The following is a 16,634-nucleotide window of genomic DNA, read 5'->3' as shown; positions in this document are numbered from 1 at the left end:
CTTCAGAATTTGATTGGTTTCATAGAGGGTTCATCATCTTTTAAATCCACCGGTGTTAACACGGGCAACATCCGTTCTGCTTTATCCAACAGACCAACAATGAAACTGCGGTAGAGCATCATGCTGGAGCTGTTTCGTTCGCTGATCATGGCATACATACTCACCGGACGAAAAGGCACATCGCCAATTCCATTACGGTTTAAATCGTAGCCTTCATATTTATCCCAATAGTTGCGTTGAAACTTATTCAACATCAGTTCGCCATTGGTGGCAACATCAAAAGAGTTGGCCTTGAAATTATTTTGTGCAATTTTATTTTCCATACAGCTTGCCTGAATCTTCAGTGCCCAGCCATTCTGCTCAAATGTATTTTTGATAAGGTTAATGCGGTTACTGCCTTCCATCATCACAGCAACTGTGTTACGCAGAAACTGATTTCCCTGCACATCACTATCCGTAATATCTTTCATCAGGATGCCGTAGGCAGCTGTACCCCAGTTATCAGAAAATGTATTGTTGTACATGCTGATGCCTTTTGAATACATCACTGCTACACCTGCCCCGTTATTTTGAAATGTATTGGAGATATAAGCATTGGTATTCGAAAACATAAAATGTAATCCATACCGCACATTCTGCGTGCTGAGGTTTTGTTTGATCTGCGAGTTGGTTACAAACTCAAAGTAGATGCCATCTCTGTGACCGGTAATACTGTTGCCAACAATCAACATGCTGTCACTTTTCCAGCAATGAATTCCGTTGCCGGAAGAAATTTCATCTTTGGCATCGGAACGAAGTTTATTTCCAATGATGGTACATGCCGTTGCATGTTGCGAATAAATACCGAAAAAACTATTTTCAATTTGATTGTTCCGAACAATTACATGTCGGCTCTCTGCGATCCGCAATGCTGCAATATCATTGTAACTGCTACGTCCCGAATTTCTCAATAATAATCCTTCCACCACTACTCCGTTCTTACGGATCGTGATGATCTCGTATTTACGTTCGCCATCGAGCACCGGGTACCCGATACCTCTTATCGCAAGTTTTTTTTCAATAATAATTTGTCCTTCTTTGTAAACACCTGCATAGATCAAAATCGTATCACCATCGCTTGCTTTGCCGATTGCCTGCCTAATGGTTCTATACGTTTTTGACGGACCAACCTGCAAGGTTGTTGCGTTTGCTGCGAGCACAACAAATAAAAATAATATGGTAACGTATGGTTTCATTATTGGATCAACTCATTCCAGCTTACGGCAGTTCCGTTGAGTTCCTGTTTAAATTTCAACAGACTGTCTTCTACTGTAAAGGCAGCAACATTTCCACCCATCGGGCTTCGCAACGCATCGCTTTGGAATAAAAAACTTTCCGTTGCTTTTACAAACTGTCCCTGTTGCGAATAATCGATCAGGTAGATATCGGCAATGGCTGTTTTCGACACATCGCCTGATTTTAAAAACGATACAACACAATGCGTATCATCAAACTTGTAGATCTTCTGTTTATCAGTTATCAACTCAGCACCAAAGCGCTGATCGGTAATGATCATCTTACAAAAATGACAGGCGTCTTTTCCAAAACGGATCGGCTCCGGACCCGATGAACAACCCTGCACGCCAAACATCAACAACAATGCTGTTACCACAACTGTAAACGTTGGTTTTGTTCTCCACTCTTTAATGAATAAAATCACCAGGATCAATCCTACGCCGATAAAAATATAACCACCTACATCAGGAAACGAATACGCACCAAAATTCAATAACTGTTTAAATCCAATCAACGGTGGTTGATAGGCCATACCCGGAACAATGATCGCTGCTGTTGGATCAAGGTTGTGTCCATAATCATATTCCCATCTGTAAAAATCATACATGGCAATGATGCCGAAGAGAATGTACAACGTTCCGAACGTGTACAACATCCAGCGACGGTTGACGAAGTAGGTAATGATACCCATCAATGCAAAAAATCCAATGAGATAAGGGAGAATCGTAAACTCTATAAAATCAGACTCCACCAATTTGCGCATACCAATGTAATGGTTCAATCCATTGATCACATCCACATCACCCGATAGTTTATTTGCATGGATCTTGAGCACCAATCCTTCCGGATATTGCGGAGCTGTAAGATCAATGCGCCACATCGGAACAAAAATGACAACGATTAAAATGATCCCGCAGATTAACGATAACATCCGGGCTATTGGTGATAATGGCTTGTTCATTGGTTTCATCTTTTGATCTAAAAAAATACAGGCCTGATTTCCTGTTGTGGATCACAGGCCTGTACATGATAATTATCCTCAACTTTATTTAGCCGGAGGCGTTTCTGCTGCCTCTGTTCCTTGCTTACCTAAACTGAATGTAAGCGGCACATTACTTCCTGCGGGTGATACACGCAGGTAACCTTGCATCTCCTGGTGCAATGCACTACAGAAATCGGTACAGTAGAATGGATAAACACCTGTTTTTTCAGGAACCCATTTTAATGTTTGTGTTTCGCCCGGCATGATCAGCAATTCTGCATTGAGTGCACCTTTGATAGCAAAACCGTGTGGCACATCCCAATCCTGCTCAAGATTTGTAACATGGAAATAAACCTCATCGCCTAACTTAACACCTTCAATATTATCCGGTGCAAAATGTGAGCGGATCGATGTCATGTACACATGAATTTTATTTCCTTCACGTACTACTTTCGATTCCTTTTCACCTTTCGCAACGTATGGATGCTGGTTCTCATCGATCTTATAAATTTTTACACTCTTGTCTTTGATCAATGAGGCAGGCATTGAACCTGCATAGTGTGGTTCACCAATGGTTGGAAAATCGAGGATCAATTGCATTTTATCGCCACTGATGTCGAATATCTGCGCACTTTGTGTTAACTCAGGTCCTGTTGGCAGATAACGATCTTTTGTGATCTTGTTATATGCAACAACATATTTACCCCAAGGCTTTCTTGTATCGCCACCGGGAATTGAAAGGTGACCGATCGAATAATAAGTAGGTACACGATCAAGCACTTCCAGACTTTTTACATTCCACTTTACAATTTCACTACTTACAAAGAATGAAGTGTAAGCATTCCCCTTATCATCAAACTCTGTATGCAATGGACCAAGACCTGGTTTTTTAACTTCACCATGTAAAGCAGCTTCATATTTAATTACAGGAATGCCACCATATTCACCATCATACGTTTTATCAGCAATTGCTTTTTGAATTTTTGTGAACGAGAACACCGGAATGATAGCCGCCAGCTTACCACTGCCTACAATGTATTCACCTGTTGGATCAGTATCGCAACCATGTGGTGATTTGGGACAAGGAATGAAATAGCAGATATCTTTTAGAATGGCAGGATCAAGTACAGTTACTTCAGTTCTGATCTCATGCTTTGCTGAATGCGTTTTTTCATCCCACACATTGTGTGCATAACGCACTTGCTTTTTTACACCTTTACCTGCTTTCAGATATTCTTCTGCTTTTTTCCAGTTCACTGCCAGAATAAAATCTTTATCACGTTGTGATGCATTTACTTCTAACAAGGTGTTTGCCTGCTCACTGTTGTAACAACTAAAGAAGAACCAACCATGGCTGGGTCCTTTACCTGCACGACTCAAATCAAAGTTTACACCGGGTAATAATAATTGGAAAGCGATATCCATTTCACCATGTTCCTTCCCTATACTGATGAAACTGATCACACCTTTGAAATTTTGTTTGTAAGATGAAATAGGAACATCGGTATTATCACCGATCGGAACACTGAAACGTGTACCTGCTACGAGATACTCTGAATTTTCAGTGATGAAAGGTGATGAGTGATTGCCTGCGCTGTTTGGAATTTCAATGATCTCCGCAGTACGGAAAGTTTTGTTATCGATCCTTGCAACACGTGGTGTGTTGTTGCCATTACCAAATGTCCAACGTCCATCTATTTCACCATTTGTTTGGGAGAAAGAAATATGATGCAGATCATCCCATGGTACAAAACCATTTGATGTCATCAGCATTGGTTTTGATTCTTCACTATAACCGTATCCTTTTTCAGGATCTACAGAGAATACAGGAATTACACGGAACAAACGTCCGCTGGGTAAACCGTACACGCTCATTTGCCCGCTGAAACCACCGGAAACGAAATTGTAAAATTCATCGTATTTGCCAGGTGCTACGTATGCTTTTTCTGCATTGCCGGTAGCAACTGCGCCTTTAGCGCCTTTTGGTTTACAGGATGTGAATTGCAAAGCGGCAATCGTTACCAGCAATGCAATCATCAATTTTGCCTTGTTCATATATGTTGTATTAAGGGTTAAATTTTTTCTCTTAGCTTTTCGCAGGAATTGCTAACTTATTTTACGCCATCATTCTTGCGCATAAATTCATATACATGGCGTGCTTCATCATCACTCAAATTTTGATTGGGCATACGTACAAGACAAAGCTCTAACTGCGCCATAGCCTTTGGATCTTTATCCAGCATCTCATCTACATTGGTTACAAAGTTCATGATCCACTCAGGCTTGTGACGTGTAGTTACTCCTTTCCAACCCGGACCAACCAATTTCTCATCGGTGAGTTTATGGCAACTGCCGCATTTCACATCATACACTTTCAAACCGGCTTCCGCCATCACTTTATCCAGTTCAGGCTTTACATCTACATTAGTGAATTTACCGGCACCACGATCAGGATCGTAGGAAGGATTGCCGTTATCAGTTTTTGTTGTGGTAGTTGCATCACTACCGGTACTTTCGGTTGATGATTGGTTGCCACATGCGTAGACGAAACCAATGAAACTTAGCAGAATAAGAACTTTTTTCATACAGAATAATTTATTTTTTTAATAGACAACACAAGATTACTATGAGAATAAAGAGCACTTTATGATTCAAGTCATAAAAGGATTTTCTGTTACTAAGTTTTCCGGCTCGCATAAGGAGCTGCAAAAAAGGCAAATAGTTGAGCGAATTAAACTGACCATGGTCAGCTTATTTCTTGTTCCTGATCAAGAACACGACCATACAGACAGTTTAACTTGCAGCATCATGCAAACATTGGATACCTGTATTATTGATGTGGATCTTCTCCTTGCCTGGGGAGCTACTTTTCATGAATTAGAGAAAGGTCAGGTACTTTTTTGTGAAGATGACCGGGCACATTTTTATTACCAGGTGGTGAAAGGAAAAATTAAAATGTGTAATTGTAATGAAGATGGGAAAGAGTTCATACAAGGTTTTTTTGAAGCAGGTGAAAGCTTTGGCGAACCTCCTTTGTTTGATGAAGGAACTTACCCGGCCAGTGCAGAAGCGGATGAAGCATCGGTTGTAATACGTTTACGTAAAGAGAATTTTCTTCAGCTATTGAAAGAAAATTTTGAAGTACATTATTGCTTTACCAAACTGCTGGCAAAACGGCTTCGTTTTAAATCGCTTATATCCAAAGAAATTTCATCGTACGGACCACTGCATCGTGTAAGCACATTGCTGCAGGAGTATAAGAAAAACAGAATGTTGCTTGAAGATGGCTTGCTGAAAGTTGACCTTACCCGACAACAGATCGCAGATATGACCGGGCTGCGGGTAGAAACAGTGATCCGTTCCATTCGTGAACTGCAGAAAAAAGGGGAGCTGAAAATTGAAAGAGGTAAAGTGTTTTGCTGATGTGATTGAAATCATAAAACCTTTTACCTATTCTTAATTCCTTTAACAAACTTCTTTCCGCATGAGTTTCACGCAAAAATGGTCGAGATGGGCTTTATTTAATTTTGTAGTCCTTGCACTGGTAGGTGTATTGCTTCGTTATAAAATTCTTTATCCACTACCACTGGTAGATCATAAGCATCTGCTGCATGCCCATTCTCATTTTGCATTTGCAGGATGGGTTACGCTGGCATTATTTGTTTGTATTATTTCTGTACTAAAGCCAACAATTCAGCAGCAACATCAGTTCAATCCGATCCTGCAATCGCAACAAGTGAGCAGCTACGGAATGTTACTGAGCTTCCCGTTTATGGGCTACGCTCCCATTTCCATTGCCTTTTCAACTTTATCGATTCTTGTTTCATTTTGGTTTGTTATTGTTGCCTGGAAGATCATCCGTACAAGTACACACTTGAGCATTGAGAAAAAATGGATCTATGCAGCATTACTTTGCAATGTGGTATCTGCTGCCGGCACATTTACACTTGCTTATTTAATGGCAACAAAAACGGTACAGCAAAACTGGTATTTCGGATCGGTGTATTTCTATCTGCACTTTCAATACAATGGATGGTTTCTGTTTACCATTTTTGCGCTTTTCTTTAACCAGGTAAAACAGTGGATGAACGCATCACTCATACGCAGCAGTCATTATTTCTTTATAGCATTGGTTGTGTCGCTCATTCCTGCCTGGTTTCTATCGATGATGTGGATGCGGTTGCCGCAATGGATGTTTACAGCTGGCACGGCAGCAGCGTTTGTACAACTCATTGGATTGGTCATATTCATTCGTTTGTTTCTCCAACTCAAAAACCAACTCAGCCAACACCTGCACCGCTTTGTAAATTGGATCTGGTTGTTTTCAGCATCCGCCTTTACTTTAAAAATTATTTTACAGGCATTTTCGGCCATTCCTGAATTAAACAAATTTGCATTTGGCATCCGGCCGATCATTATTGGTTTTCTCCACTTAGTGCTACTCGGCTTTGTAAGCCTGTTTATTCTTGGCTATCTCATTCAGCATAAATTATTAGTACTGCAAAATAAAACAGCAGCGATCGGGCTATGGTTATTTATCAGCGCTATGATTCTGAACGAAGTGCTGCTCATGGGCCAAGGCATTACTGCGATCTCTTACAGCCATTTCCCTTACGGAAATGAATTACTGTTAGGAGCGGCCGTTATAATGTTTTCGGGGTTGCTCCTGTTTTACAATACGCAAAAAGCAAACAAACCACAGGTAGCCCGACGTTGATTTACACAAACGTCGCTTCTCAACAGGAATGTCAGAAGCTGTTATTTTATCTTATTTTCGGGAACCAAACAAATGAGATGAAACAACTGCTTTCCCTGCTTGCGGTACTGCTGCTCTTATCCTCTTGCAATAAAAAAAAAGAAGCCCCTCTTTTTCGTGAAATAAAAAGTGCTGCCAGCGGGCTCACGTTCAACAACGAGATCAAAGAAAATGAGCAATTGAATATGATCAACTATCAATACCTCTACAACGGTGGTGGTGTTGGTATTGGCGATTTTAATAACGATGGGCTGCCGGATATTTATTTTACTGCTTCGCTTACAACCAACCGTTTATATATGAACCGGGGCAATATGAAGTTTGAAGATGTAACAGAACATGCGGGAGTAAACGGTGCCGGGAAATGGAGCCGTGGCGCTACCATAGTTGATATTAACAACGATGGGCTGTTGGATATTTATGTGTGTGCCGCTGCATGGCAAAATGCTGAACTGAAAAAAGATCTGCTCTATATCAATACAGGTGTCGATCAGGCCATCAACACACCACGCTTTCGGGAAAGTGCTGCTTCGTATGGATTGATTGATACAGTAAGCACACATATGGCTACATTTTTTGATTATGATAACGATGGTGATCTGGATGCATATCTTGTTGTAAATGATTTAACCAATGAGTATCCAAGCACGTTCCGAAAAATAAAAAATGACGGCACCGGTTTTACCAACGACAAATTATACCGTAATGACTGGAGCGACAGTCTGCAACATCCAGTATTTACCGAGGTAACAAAAGCAGCAGGCATTACCTGGGAAGGAAACGGACTCGGTATCAACATCCTCGATATTAACCGTGATGGCTGGAAAGATATTTACATCAGCAATGATTATTTGAGTGGAAACATTTTATACATCAACAATAAAAACGGCACATTCAGCAACCGAAACAGTGAATATTTTAAACACGGCAGTTTAAATGCGATGGGAAATGATGCAGGTGATATTAATAACGATGGACTTGTTGATTTGGTTGAAATGGATATGATGCCTGAAGACAATTACAGGCAAAAAATGATGATGAGTCCTGTTGATTATAACTGGTATCTGTATTCGGCGCAATTCAATTTTCCTTATCAAACCGTACGCAATACATTACAGGTAAACCAAGGACAAAGAATATTAGAAAACGATTCGATCGGCGCACCCGTATTCAGTGAGCTGGCTTATTTCAGCGGCATTCCGTTTACGGATTGGAGCTGGGCTGCTTTGTTGATCGACGCAGACAATGATGGCTATAAAGATCTGATGACCACGAACGGATTGCCGAAAGATATTACCGATCTCGACTTTATTGCCTACCGTGAACAAAATCAACAAACAGGTTTGAATGAGCTGTTGCAAAAATTACCACCCGTTCAAATCAGCAATTACATTTTTCAGAATAACCGCAACCTTACGTTCACGAATAAAACAACTGATTGGGGCTGGAACATTCCAACGTTTTCTGCCGGTATTGCCTATGCGGACTTTGATACAGATGGTGATCTGGATGTAGTGATCAACAACAGCAATATGGAAGCTACTTTGCTGGAAAACACATTAAACGAATCCAAACAAAAAAATAATTATCTCCGCATTCGCTTTCGTGGCGACACCTCCAATATCAATGGCATCGGAACAATTGCTCATCTTTATTACAAAGGCGGACAGCAAATGGGTGAACACACACCTTATCACGGTTATATGAGTAGTGTTGAAAATATCATGCACTTTGGTTTGGATAGTGTTGATAAAGTAGATTCAATTGTTGTGTATTGGCCCGATGGCAAAAAAGAAGTGTTGAACGATGTTGTCGCCAACCAAACAATACTCATCAGTCAGTCAATTGCAGCAACTGTAAATACAGAGCAACAGGCAAAAACTGCCACAGCTAATTTATTTACCAATCGCAGCAGTGCTGTTGGTTTAAATATCCAACACAAAGAAGATGACTTTGTTGATTTCAACAAACAACGTCAACTGCCACATAAATTTTCGCAATACGGTCCTGCGCTTGCCAGCGCCGATGTAAATGGTGATGGGTTGATCGATATTATAACAGGAGGCACTGCTCCGCAACCGGCCATGCTTTATTTCCAACAAAGCAATCAAACATTTACTTCAAAGAATTTTCTTTCGAATCATACGCAACTTACTGACGATGCAGCCCTTTGTTTGTTTGATGCAGATAATGATGGCGATGTTGACCTCTACATTGCAACCGGCGGCGCTCAGCTACCGAAAGGAGATAAAGGGTATGCTGATCGTTTTTACCGGAATGATGGAATGGGAAATTTCAGTTTCGACAGTACTGCAATTCCTGCACTGTATAATAACAAGGCTACTGTAAAAGCAGCCGATTATGATAAGGATGGAGATATTGATCTGTTGATTTGCGGCTCAACTGTTCCAGGTGAATATCCAAAAGCAGAAGTTAGTACGCTGTTACGTAATGATACAAAAGATGGACAGATCAAATTTACTGTTGTTACAAACGAAGTGATCCCCGGATTTGCAAGCATTGGCCTCATCAGCGATGCAATTTTCAGTGATGTTGACAATGATGGCGATGCCGATATTCTTGTAACCGGCAAATGGATGGGTATTCATGTTTTCAAAAATGAAAAGGGGAAATTTGTACAACAGCCAACTGCAACAGATGCAGCAACCGGTTGGTGGAACAGTATTACTTCTGCCGATCTTGACAACGATGGTGATATGGATTACGTTGTTGGCAATTTTGGAACCAACGGTTATTACAACGGAACGAAGGAACAACCTGTACAGGTATTTGCCAATGATTATGATGGCAATCAACGCTGGGATCTTATTCTCAGCACATGGAAACCTTCAACCATGCAATCAACCATGAAAGCATTTCCTGTTGCATACCGTGATCAACTGGCAGAAGAAATCCCATCTATCAAAAAACAATTCCCACAGTTTGCTGCATATGCAAAAACCGATATCGACCAACTGTTGCAACCATTCAATCGTGAAGGAGAAATAAATTTAGCTGCATCGGAGTTTCATTCGGTATGGATCGAGAACAAAGGAAACTTTGAATTTGTTTTACATGCACTTCCTGCAGCAGCACAATGGAGCCCTGTGTATGGAATTGTTGTGGACGATTACAACGCAGATGGCAATCCTGATATTTTACTCAGCGGAAATGAATATAATATGCATCCTTACATGGGCCGCATGGATGCATCTAACAGTTTGTTATTGCACGGCGATGGTACCGGCAACTTTACTCCTCGATCGATTTTACAAAGTGGTATTTACTTGCCGGGGAACACAAAAGCTTTGCTGCAGTTTCCATTTGCTGGATCAGTTGGTATACTTGCATCACAGAACGGTGCTGCTATGCAATTCTTTCAGTTAAAACAAACTTCGGCTGCTGAAATCATTCCTGCAAATACATATACCGCTACGCTTACATTGCAAAACGGGAAGAAACGAAAAGCTGAGTTTTATTACGGCAGTTCGTTTGCGTCGCAATCCGCAAGGTATGTGTTAAAGAATGCATCAGTTGTTTCTGTTGAGTTCAGTAAATAAATAACCCGGGCAAGAATACCCGGGCGGAAACCAACTGCATGTATGCTTGAAATCGATATTACTTTCGAAAACTTTACACCAACATTATATTCACATGTTGGTTGTGTTCATCATTCAGTTTAGAAATAGGTAAATGTCAAATTTGTATTCACCGGTTGTTCACCCACAACAGTGGATTGCATTACCGCCGACTTCGGCGTATTATTCTTATTGTACTGATAGGTATAATTCACAGTTTCTTCCAGTTCGTTGTTACTGTCTTTGTGAATTTCATTAAGTGCATTATTGGGAGACGATGGTATCCACAATAAATGCATCAGCTCTTTTGCAGGATGGAGAGGATTGATCTTCGCATCATAGGTGTATGCGATAGAACCTGCAAATTCAAGTTGATTGCCCTGCAACGGGTTTGCAAGGAAGGTTTCTGTTTTTGTAACATTTCCGGCAGCATTGTACTGGAACATAAATTTTGTCCATGCCTGGCCTGATGCTGTTTCAATTTCAGCTGTTACAAGATTTCCGTTCTGGTATTCGTATGTTGTAACAAACAACTCAATACCATTGATCGTTTCAAAGGAAGCTTCGGCCAAAACACCGTTTGTGTAGATGGGTACTATCCGCACATCTTCATCGGATGTAATCTCACTGATCTTACCCGCCGCATTATACGATAACTGATAAGTGATCAGATCACCCGATGTAGAAAAACTGTTTTTTACCGCCGCTGTTTTAATGGTGCCGTTTGGATTGTACGTAAACGTTACCTCGTTGTCGGGCGACACAACCGTTTTGATCCGTGTACTTTGTTCCGGCTCATCGTTCGTTTTTTTACATGAGCTGAAAATAAATGTGGTGCTTACAATAAGCCCGAGCAGCAGTGTTGCTGATTTGAAATTGAACTTCATAATAATGATAAGGTTTAATGATTATTGACTTGACAAATGTCAATCTACTAACGTTGCACTACAACCGCATAAATATGTGAAATAAAAAAAGACCTGTTGAACAGGTCTCAGGTGAAAGGTCAGCAACTGTAAATCTTCTATTAATTATGACTTATGCAAAGATGCAATTTGTAAAATGCTCATCAATCGCATAAACATGTGATTTGTTTTTCTAAACAAAAAAATGAACATTTATAAATCAACCGGTACAGATTTGCTGTTTACTGAAGCAGGAATATCTTCACCAAAAGCAGTCATGGAGATTTGATTCAACGCATCTCTGTAACGAATTACTTTGCTGTAGCGAACTGTTTCTTTACTTTCTATAATACCATTGAATTGTTTATTAATGATCAGAGGCGTTTGGGAACCGGGATAAACACGTAAACTTTGATAAGGAATAATTGTATCCCATAAAATCAGCAGTGCAGGAAGCACGTCCGATTGTATGCTTACAGACAAAGTAACCTCGGCCTGAACTCCATCGTAAACTGAACCCGAATAGTCGGAGGCCTGTGACAATCGAAATTCAATCGTCTTTGAAACGGGCGGTTCAAATTCTCTGACACCGGACTTTGTGCATGCGGCAAACAACAATAAAAGAAGAAATGATGATAAGATTACTTTTTGCATCGTATAAGGTTTTGATAATTCAACTGAAAGTAAACGATCGTATCAGTTTATGTCGTCACATGAACATGTGATTAACATTTCACTCACATACAGATTCAATCCACTTCTTCATTGATCAATAACAAAGTGCCCCGGCAAAAATTGAAGTGATATTACTTTACGACGATCACCGAATTCATATGCCCGTTTTCATTGCCGGTTTCTTTATTGGCAGGATCGAGTATCCAGTTACCATCTACAACAAACTTGTACATATGCTTACCCGGCTCTGCAACAGTTTGTACGATCCACTCATCTCCTTCCCTTTTCAGTTTCGTAGAGGATGGTGACCAATCATTAAAACTTCCTGCAACCGATACTTGCTTTGCATTCGTAAAACCTTTCAGTCTGAATTCAACATTCACCAATACCGGCACATCACTTTCCACTTCTGCAACTAATCGTTTCAACTCTTCCTTCCACAATGGATTCTTTGTGTTGCTAATTCCATGATTCATCGCTGTTATATGCGCTTTGTTCAACGCCATCTTAGAACTTGTAACACTATCCGGTTGTACACCTACCCCTTCCCAATTTGTTTTGGTAATGGGGTTGATTGCTTTCCCCACCGGTAAAAACATACTGAAGTGCGGGGTAACCGCAACATTTCCGCCCGGGTTGGCGCCACCACCGGTTACTTCGCCAATAATGGTTGCACGTTTTAAATTCTTGAGATCGTACGCCATTTCTTCCGCACCGGAAAATGTACCGCCACTCGTCAACACATAAATTGGTTTGTTCAAATATTTTTTGCCTGGCACTACAACCTGTGTCCATGTTTGCTGTATAAAATTTCGTTCTCTCCAGTACAGATCATTCAGGTGTGTTTTATCGGCAAAGAAGTAACTGCAAAGAAAAGAGATCACATTATCGCTCATCGCACCACCGCATTTCCGGAAGTCGATGATGAGTGCGTCGGTGTGATTGATATAATTCATCATTGCTGCATAAAAATCACCGGCATATTCTGTTCCGCAAAGAAATTTAAAATCGATGTAGCCGATATTCCCTTTTAGTATATCGATCTTTCGCACACCATAGTTTTCCAATCGTAACCATTCGCTGTAACCATTTCGCTCTTCATCAGATATAGTCATGAAACTTGTGCGGTCTACTGATTGTGCTTGTGCCGAATAGCGTATAGTAACATGCTTATCGTTGCAGATACTACGTATATCGGTTGTAAGTGCAGCAGCAAATACATCGCCGTTGCTTATCGTGTCATACACTTTTTTTGAATGCTGTTTGCGGAGATGCAGTTCAATTTGTTTCGCCGTTTCAGGGAAAATATAGCGTTCGTTCATCAGCTTCACCACACTGTCAATTGCTTCCGACTTCTGTTGTTTGCTGATTTGCGCATTGGCTGTTGTTACTCCGAGAAGAAAGAGGAGGAAATATGCGATCTGCTTCATGACAAGGTTTTCATCAAATATATCGCTGCTGCCGGCATCATTTCACCACATGAACATGTGAAAATTTGCAACGTAGCAAGATCACTGGTCTGCTTTTGGAAACAAATAATGCAATTGAACAAGGCCTGTATCAAAGTGTTTTGCAGATTGCAATTTCAACTGTTGCATTGGATTTTCCTGCTTGAACAAGGCAATGCCACCCCCGAGTAGCACAGGAATGATCGAGAGATAAATTTCATCGATCAACTGCTGCTGCAAAAGTTGATTGACCACGTAAGCACCACCGTCCACAAATATATTTTGCTCTTCTTTTGTCTTCAGCTTCCGTACCAACTCTGCTACATCGCCTGTATAAAAAACAGTTGTTCCCTCTGTTGCCCGCTCCGTTCTTGTAATGATATAGGATTCTTTGTTTGCATGTGGAAAGGCATATCCCATCGACAATACTTTATCGTACGTATTCTTGCCCACGATCACCGTATCAACCGTTTCAACAAAAGCTGCATAGCCATAATCTTCTCCTTCCTTTTCCACACTTGATAAAAAAGAAAGATCACCATCAGGGCCTGCTATAAAACCGTCCACACTTGCAGCAATATAAACGATCACTTTTCTTGCCATACGATCACGGGACATTATAATTTACTTTTAATATTACTCATCATCATTGTGGCAAAGCCATCTTTCGGATCAATCGCCAATGCTTTCTGGAACCATTCGGCCGCTTCCTTGTACTTTTTTTGGTTGGCATACAATTGACCGGTTACATTATACATGGATGTTTCCTTTGGAAATTCTTCCCGTCCCATTTCCATTACTTCAAAGGCTTTATCAAAATCCTTCAAGGTTTCAAACATATCGGAGTACATGATATACACCCAGGGGTTAGGCGTTTTATCAAACCCTCTTTCTTTAATGATGGATTTGTAATTTTTACGCACATAGTCAAAGCCCTTCTGTTCAGTTACTTCCATTAATACATTCTCAAGATATTTTTCAGGCTTCCGAATTTCTTTTCCGTACAGAATGCGTAAAATATTGTGCGTTACTTCACGAGGATTTACACGGTTGTTGATCAATACAATAACAATGTATCCATCTTCTTTTACGATTTTAAGATCAGATGAAAAGCCTTTTCCACCACCGCTATGACTAAATACTCTTTTATCATAATCGGTTTGTTCATCTTCCCATCCAAAACTGTATTTCCCCGCCCTGCCTGTTTCTACTTTTCCACTCCACATACTGTCACGCATGGCAGGTGACAGCAACTTCCCTTGCAGTAATGCATTGGCGAAGTAATACAAATCAAGCACATTTGATTGCATGCCGCCATCAGAAAAAGCCGGAAATTCTTCTGCTGCTGCATTCACAAATGTTTTTGCTGTGTATGCCAAATAAGGCGTCGCCTCTTTTGGCGCAAAGAACGTTGCCGGGTAATGTATATAGGATTGTTTAATAGCAGAAGGCTTAAAAATGCGTTCTTCCATATTTTGCATGTAAGACCTACCCGTAATTTTCTCGATGATCCTCCCCAACAATATAAATCCAGAATTGGAATAATCATGACGCTGCCCGACATAATCCAACGTTGGCTCCATTGCCACTACAAACGGCATTACATCATTCAACGATTTTAGCTGATGACGCTCTGCTTCAAAATTTACATGCATCATATAATTACCAACACCAGAGGTATGGGTAAGCAGATGCCGAACGGTAATACTATCGGCTTTCTTCACCTTGTACTCGGGCAGAATGGAAGACAGCGTTTGATCGATTGATATTTTTCCTTCCTGCACCAACTGCATAATAAGTGTGGCGGTAAACGTTTTACCCATGGAAGCAATATTGAAATTGGTGCCGGCACGATTCTCAATTTTTTCTTCCCGGTTGGCATACCCGAAGGATTTCAAATAAAACACATCGGTTCCTTTTGCCACCAATACATTTCCTGAAAACTGTTTTGTATCCACATACAATTGCATGAGGCTGTCAATTTTCAATTTTACCTGTGAAGGTGACTGAGCAATTACTTTTTGTGTAAGAAAAAGTAAGATGATGAAGGTTTGTTTCATGTACCAAATATACCGGTGCAATAATGCATTTTCAACCACATGAATATGTGAAAAGGGACCTTTTGCAAGATCCCCTTCTAAACCAACTACTGCTGAAACGATTGAATTTTATTGATAACTGTACGTAAAAAGAATGGGCACTGTACTTCTGTCGTCTTTATACAGTTTTGTTGCAGGATATCCATCTGCATCATAGGTGAAATTGAAGGTAATAGTTTGATAATTTTCTCCGTTAGCTGCATAATATCTTACCCTGCGGGCATTATTCTTTTGGAATACAACCGAAGGCAAATAGATCGTTCCCAAAAACGAGATCTCCGGATTTTTGAACTGATCGTATTGATCATACACTGTGCTTCCGCTTAAAGTGAAAGGCCCGTCGTTTGTCATCTTTAAATAATAGAGCATCCGTTTCAGATTTCCGTCTGCGTAATACTCAAAAGTTTGTTTCGATTCTTTTGGCTCATCAATTTGCGGCTGACCAAACTTCTCTCTCCATTCAATTAATTGTCCATTGCTGTTATACGTGTAGTAAAGCGTTGAGATCGCACTTCCCATTGGCCGGAAACTTCTCACAACTTTCACCTGGCTGCCTTCCGTTTCATAAAATATTGAACCGCCCTGTGATGAAGAAGTACTGATGATGCCATCGATATAAAAGTAATTCACCGACATCATCGAAACGTCGTTTCCGTTCACAAACTGAATCGTATGATTTGTCAAACGTTTATTCGCATCATACGTAAACGAACGGAAATCAGTTGGCGATGAAGAAATTTTTGTGACTTGTTTGAATGATTGCTCTGGCTGCGTTGTCGGCTTCTTACAGGAACTGACAAACAAAATAACAAAAGCGATCGTGGTGTAAGCGTATTGCATAGATTGTGTTTTCTTCTTGAATACAACTTTCGACTACACTCCGTTGCATCAAGATCAAAATAGAATAAAGTTTAAC

The 16,634-nt window shown here is 40.5% G+C and carries 13 protein-coding genes; 3 read left to right on the top strand and 10 right to left on the bottom strand.

All coding sequences use genetic code 11. The features are described 5' to 3' along the window. Nucleotides 1-2: 2 nt before the first annotated feature. The 4 genes from WG989_RS20310 to WG989_RS20295 form a co-directional block, all read right to left on the bottom strand. Nucleotides 3-1,235 carry a nitrous oxide reductase family maturation protein NosD gene (locus tag WG989_RS20310; protein ID WP_340431950.1) on the bottom strand — a complete coding sequence of 411 codons (1,233 nt, stop codon included), beginning with the start codon at nucleotides 1,233-1,235 and terminating at the stop codon, nucleotides 3-5. Continuing rightward, on the bottom strand, nucleotides 1,235-2,236 hold the full coding sequence (locus WG989_RS20305; protein WP_340431949.1) for a nitrous oxide reductase accessory protein NosL: 1,002 nt from the start codon (nucleotides 2,234-2,236) through the stop codon (nucleotides 1,235-1,237). The genes WG989_RS20310 and WG989_RS20305 overlap by 1 nt, the downstream gene beginning before the upstream one ends. 84 nt (nucleotides 2,237-2,320) lie before the next feature. Continuing rightward, complete coding sequence (nosZ, locus tag WG989_RS20300) at nucleotides 2,321-4,312, bottom strand: Sec-dependent nitrous-oxide reductase (RefSeq protein WP_340431948.1); 1,992 nt, start codon at nucleotides 4,310-4,312, stop codon at nucleotides 2,321-2,323. A gap of 56 nt (nucleotides 4,313-4,368) precedes the next feature. Next, the gene (locus WG989_RS20295; protein ID WP_340431947.1) at nucleotides 4,369-4,842 is read right to left on the bottom strand and encodes a c-type cytochrome; all 474 of its coding nucleotides are present in this window, start codon (nucleotides 4,840-4,842) and stop codon (nucleotides 4,369-4,371) included. Between the two features lie 223 nt (nucleotides 4,843-5,065). Between WG989_RS20295 and WG989_RS20290 the strand changes: the two genes are divergently transcribed. The 3 genes from WG989_RS20290 to WG989_RS20280 all read left to right on the top strand — a co-directional run bounded on the left by WG989_RS20290 (nucleotide 5,066) and on the right by WG989_RS20280 (nucleotide 10,573). Continuing rightward, entirely contained in the window at nucleotides 5,066-5,680 is a 615-nt protein-coding gene (locus WG989_RS20290; RefSeq protein WP_340431946.1) for a Crp/Fnr family transcriptional regulator, read from the top strand. 61 nt (nucleotides 5,681-5,741) lie between these two features. After that, entirely contained in the window at nucleotides 5,742-6,974 is a 1,233-nt protein-coding gene (locus WG989_RS20285) for a hypothetical protein (protein ID WP_340431945.1), read from the top strand. A gap of 77 nt (nucleotides 6,975-7,051) precedes the next feature. Then, nucleotides 7,052-10,573, top strand: a complete 3,522-nt coding sequence (locus WG989_RS20280; RefSeq protein ID WP_340431944.1) for a VCBS repeat-containing protein — start codon at nucleotides 7,052-7,054, stop codon at nucleotides 10,571-10,573. A gap of 119 nt (nucleotides 10,574-10,692) precedes the next feature. Here WG989_RS20280 and WG989_RS20275 read toward each other — a convergent pair whose 3' ends face one another. The 6 genes from WG989_RS20275 to WG989_RS20250 form a co-directional block, all read right to left on the bottom strand. Continuing rightward, nucleotides 10,693-11,478 (bottom strand): hypothetical protein, encoded by a 786-nt coding sequence (locus WG989_RS20275; protein ID WP_340431943.1) that lies wholly within the window; start codon nucleotides 11,476-11,478, stop codon nucleotides 10,693-10,695. 231 nt (nucleotides 11,479-11,709) lie between these two features. Then, nucleotides 11,710-12,150: a hypothetical protein gene (locus WG989_RS20270; protein WP_340431942.1), complete on the bottom strand. Its 441-nt coding sequence runs from the start codon at nucleotides 12,148-12,150 to the stop codon at nucleotides 11,710-11,712. 152 nt (nucleotides 12,151-12,302) lie between these two features. Next, nucleotides 12,303-13,601 carry a S41 family peptidase gene (locus WG989_RS20265; RefSeq protein ID WP_340431941.1) on the bottom strand — a complete coding sequence of 433 codons (1,299 nt, stop codon included), beginning with the start codon at nucleotides 13,599-13,601 and terminating at the stop codon, nucleotides 12,303-12,305. Between the two features lie 81 nt (nucleotides 13,602-13,682). Beyond that, nucleotides 13,683-14,237, bottom strand: a complete 555-nt coding sequence (locus tag WG989_RS20260) for a dihydrofolate reductase family protein (protein ID WP_340431940.1) — start codon at nucleotides 14,235-14,237, stop codon at nucleotides 13,683-13,685. Beyond that, nucleotides 14,237-15,679 carry a serine hydrolase gene (locus WG989_RS20255; protein WP_340431939.1) on the bottom strand — a complete coding sequence of 481 codons (1,443 nt, stop codon included), beginning with the start codon at nucleotides 15,677-15,679 and terminating at the stop codon, nucleotides 14,237-14,239. Before WG989_RS20255 ends, WG989_RS20260 begins: the two co-directional genes overlap by 1 nt. Before the next feature lie 108 nt (nucleotides 15,680-15,787). After that, nucleotides 15,788-16,558: a hypothetical protein gene (locus tag WG989_RS20250; protein ID WP_340431938.1), complete on the bottom strand. Its 771-nt coding sequence runs from the start codon at nucleotides 16,556-16,558 to the stop codon at nucleotides 15,788-15,790. Nucleotides 16,559-16,634: the final 76 nt, after the last annotated feature.

Origin of the sequence: Lacibacter sp. H407, assembly GCF_037892605.1 — a bacterium.
Lineage (GTDB): Bacteria > Bacteroidota > Bacteroidia > Chitinophagales > Chitinophagaceae > Lacibacter.
This window is presented reverse-complemented; position numbering and strand designations above follow the sequence as displayed.

Coding starts and splice junctions, on each gene's coding strand:
- WG989_RS20310 (WP_340431950.1), bottom strand. CDS start 1,235: ATGAAACCATACGTTACCATATTATTTTTATTTGTTGTGCTCGCAGCA.
- WG989_RS20305 (WP_340431949.1), bottom strand. CDS start 2,236: ATGAACAAGCCATTATCACCAATAGCCCGGATGTTATCGTTAATCTGC.
- nosZ (WP_340431948.1), bottom strand. CDS start 4,312: ATGAACAAGGCAAAATTGATGATTGCATTGCTGGTAACGATTGCCGCT.
- WG989_RS20295 (WP_340431947.1), bottom strand. CDS start 4,842: ATGAAAAAAGTTCTTATTCTGCTAAGTTTCATTGGTTTCGTCTACGCA.
- WG989_RS20290 (WP_340431946.1), top strand. CDS start 5,066: ATGCAAACATTGGATACCTGTATTATTGATGTGGATCTTCTCCTTGCC.
- WG989_RS20285 (WP_340431945.1), top strand. CDS start 5,742: ATGAGTTTCACGCAAAAATGGTCGAGATGGGCTTTATTTAATTTTGTA.
- WG989_RS20280 (WP_340431944.1), top strand. CDS start 7,052: ATGAAACAACTGCTTTCCCTGCTTGCGGTACTGCTGCTCTTATCCTCT.
- WG989_RS20275 (WP_340431943.1), bottom strand. CDS start 11,478: ATGAAGTTCAATTTCAAATCAGCAACACTGCTGCTCGGGCTTATTGTA.
- WG989_RS20270 (WP_340431942.1), bottom strand. CDS start 12,150: ATGCAAAAAGTAATCTTATCATCATTTCTTCTTTTATTGTTGTTTGCC.
- WG989_RS20265 (WP_340431941.1), bottom strand. CDS start 13,601: ATGAAGCAGATCGCATATTTCCTCCTCTTTCTTCTCGGAGTAACAACA.
- WG989_RS20260 (WP_340431940.1), bottom strand. CDS start 14,237: ATGTCCCGTGATCGTATGGCAAGAAAAGTGATCGTTTATATTGCTGCA.
- WG989_RS20255 (WP_340431939.1), bottom strand. CDS start 15,679: ATGAAACAAACCTTCATCATCTTACTTTTTCTTACACAAAAAGTAATT.
- WG989_RS20250 (WP_340431938.1), bottom strand. CDS start 16,558: ATGCAATACGCTTACACCACGATCGCTTTTGTTATTTTGTTTGTCAGT.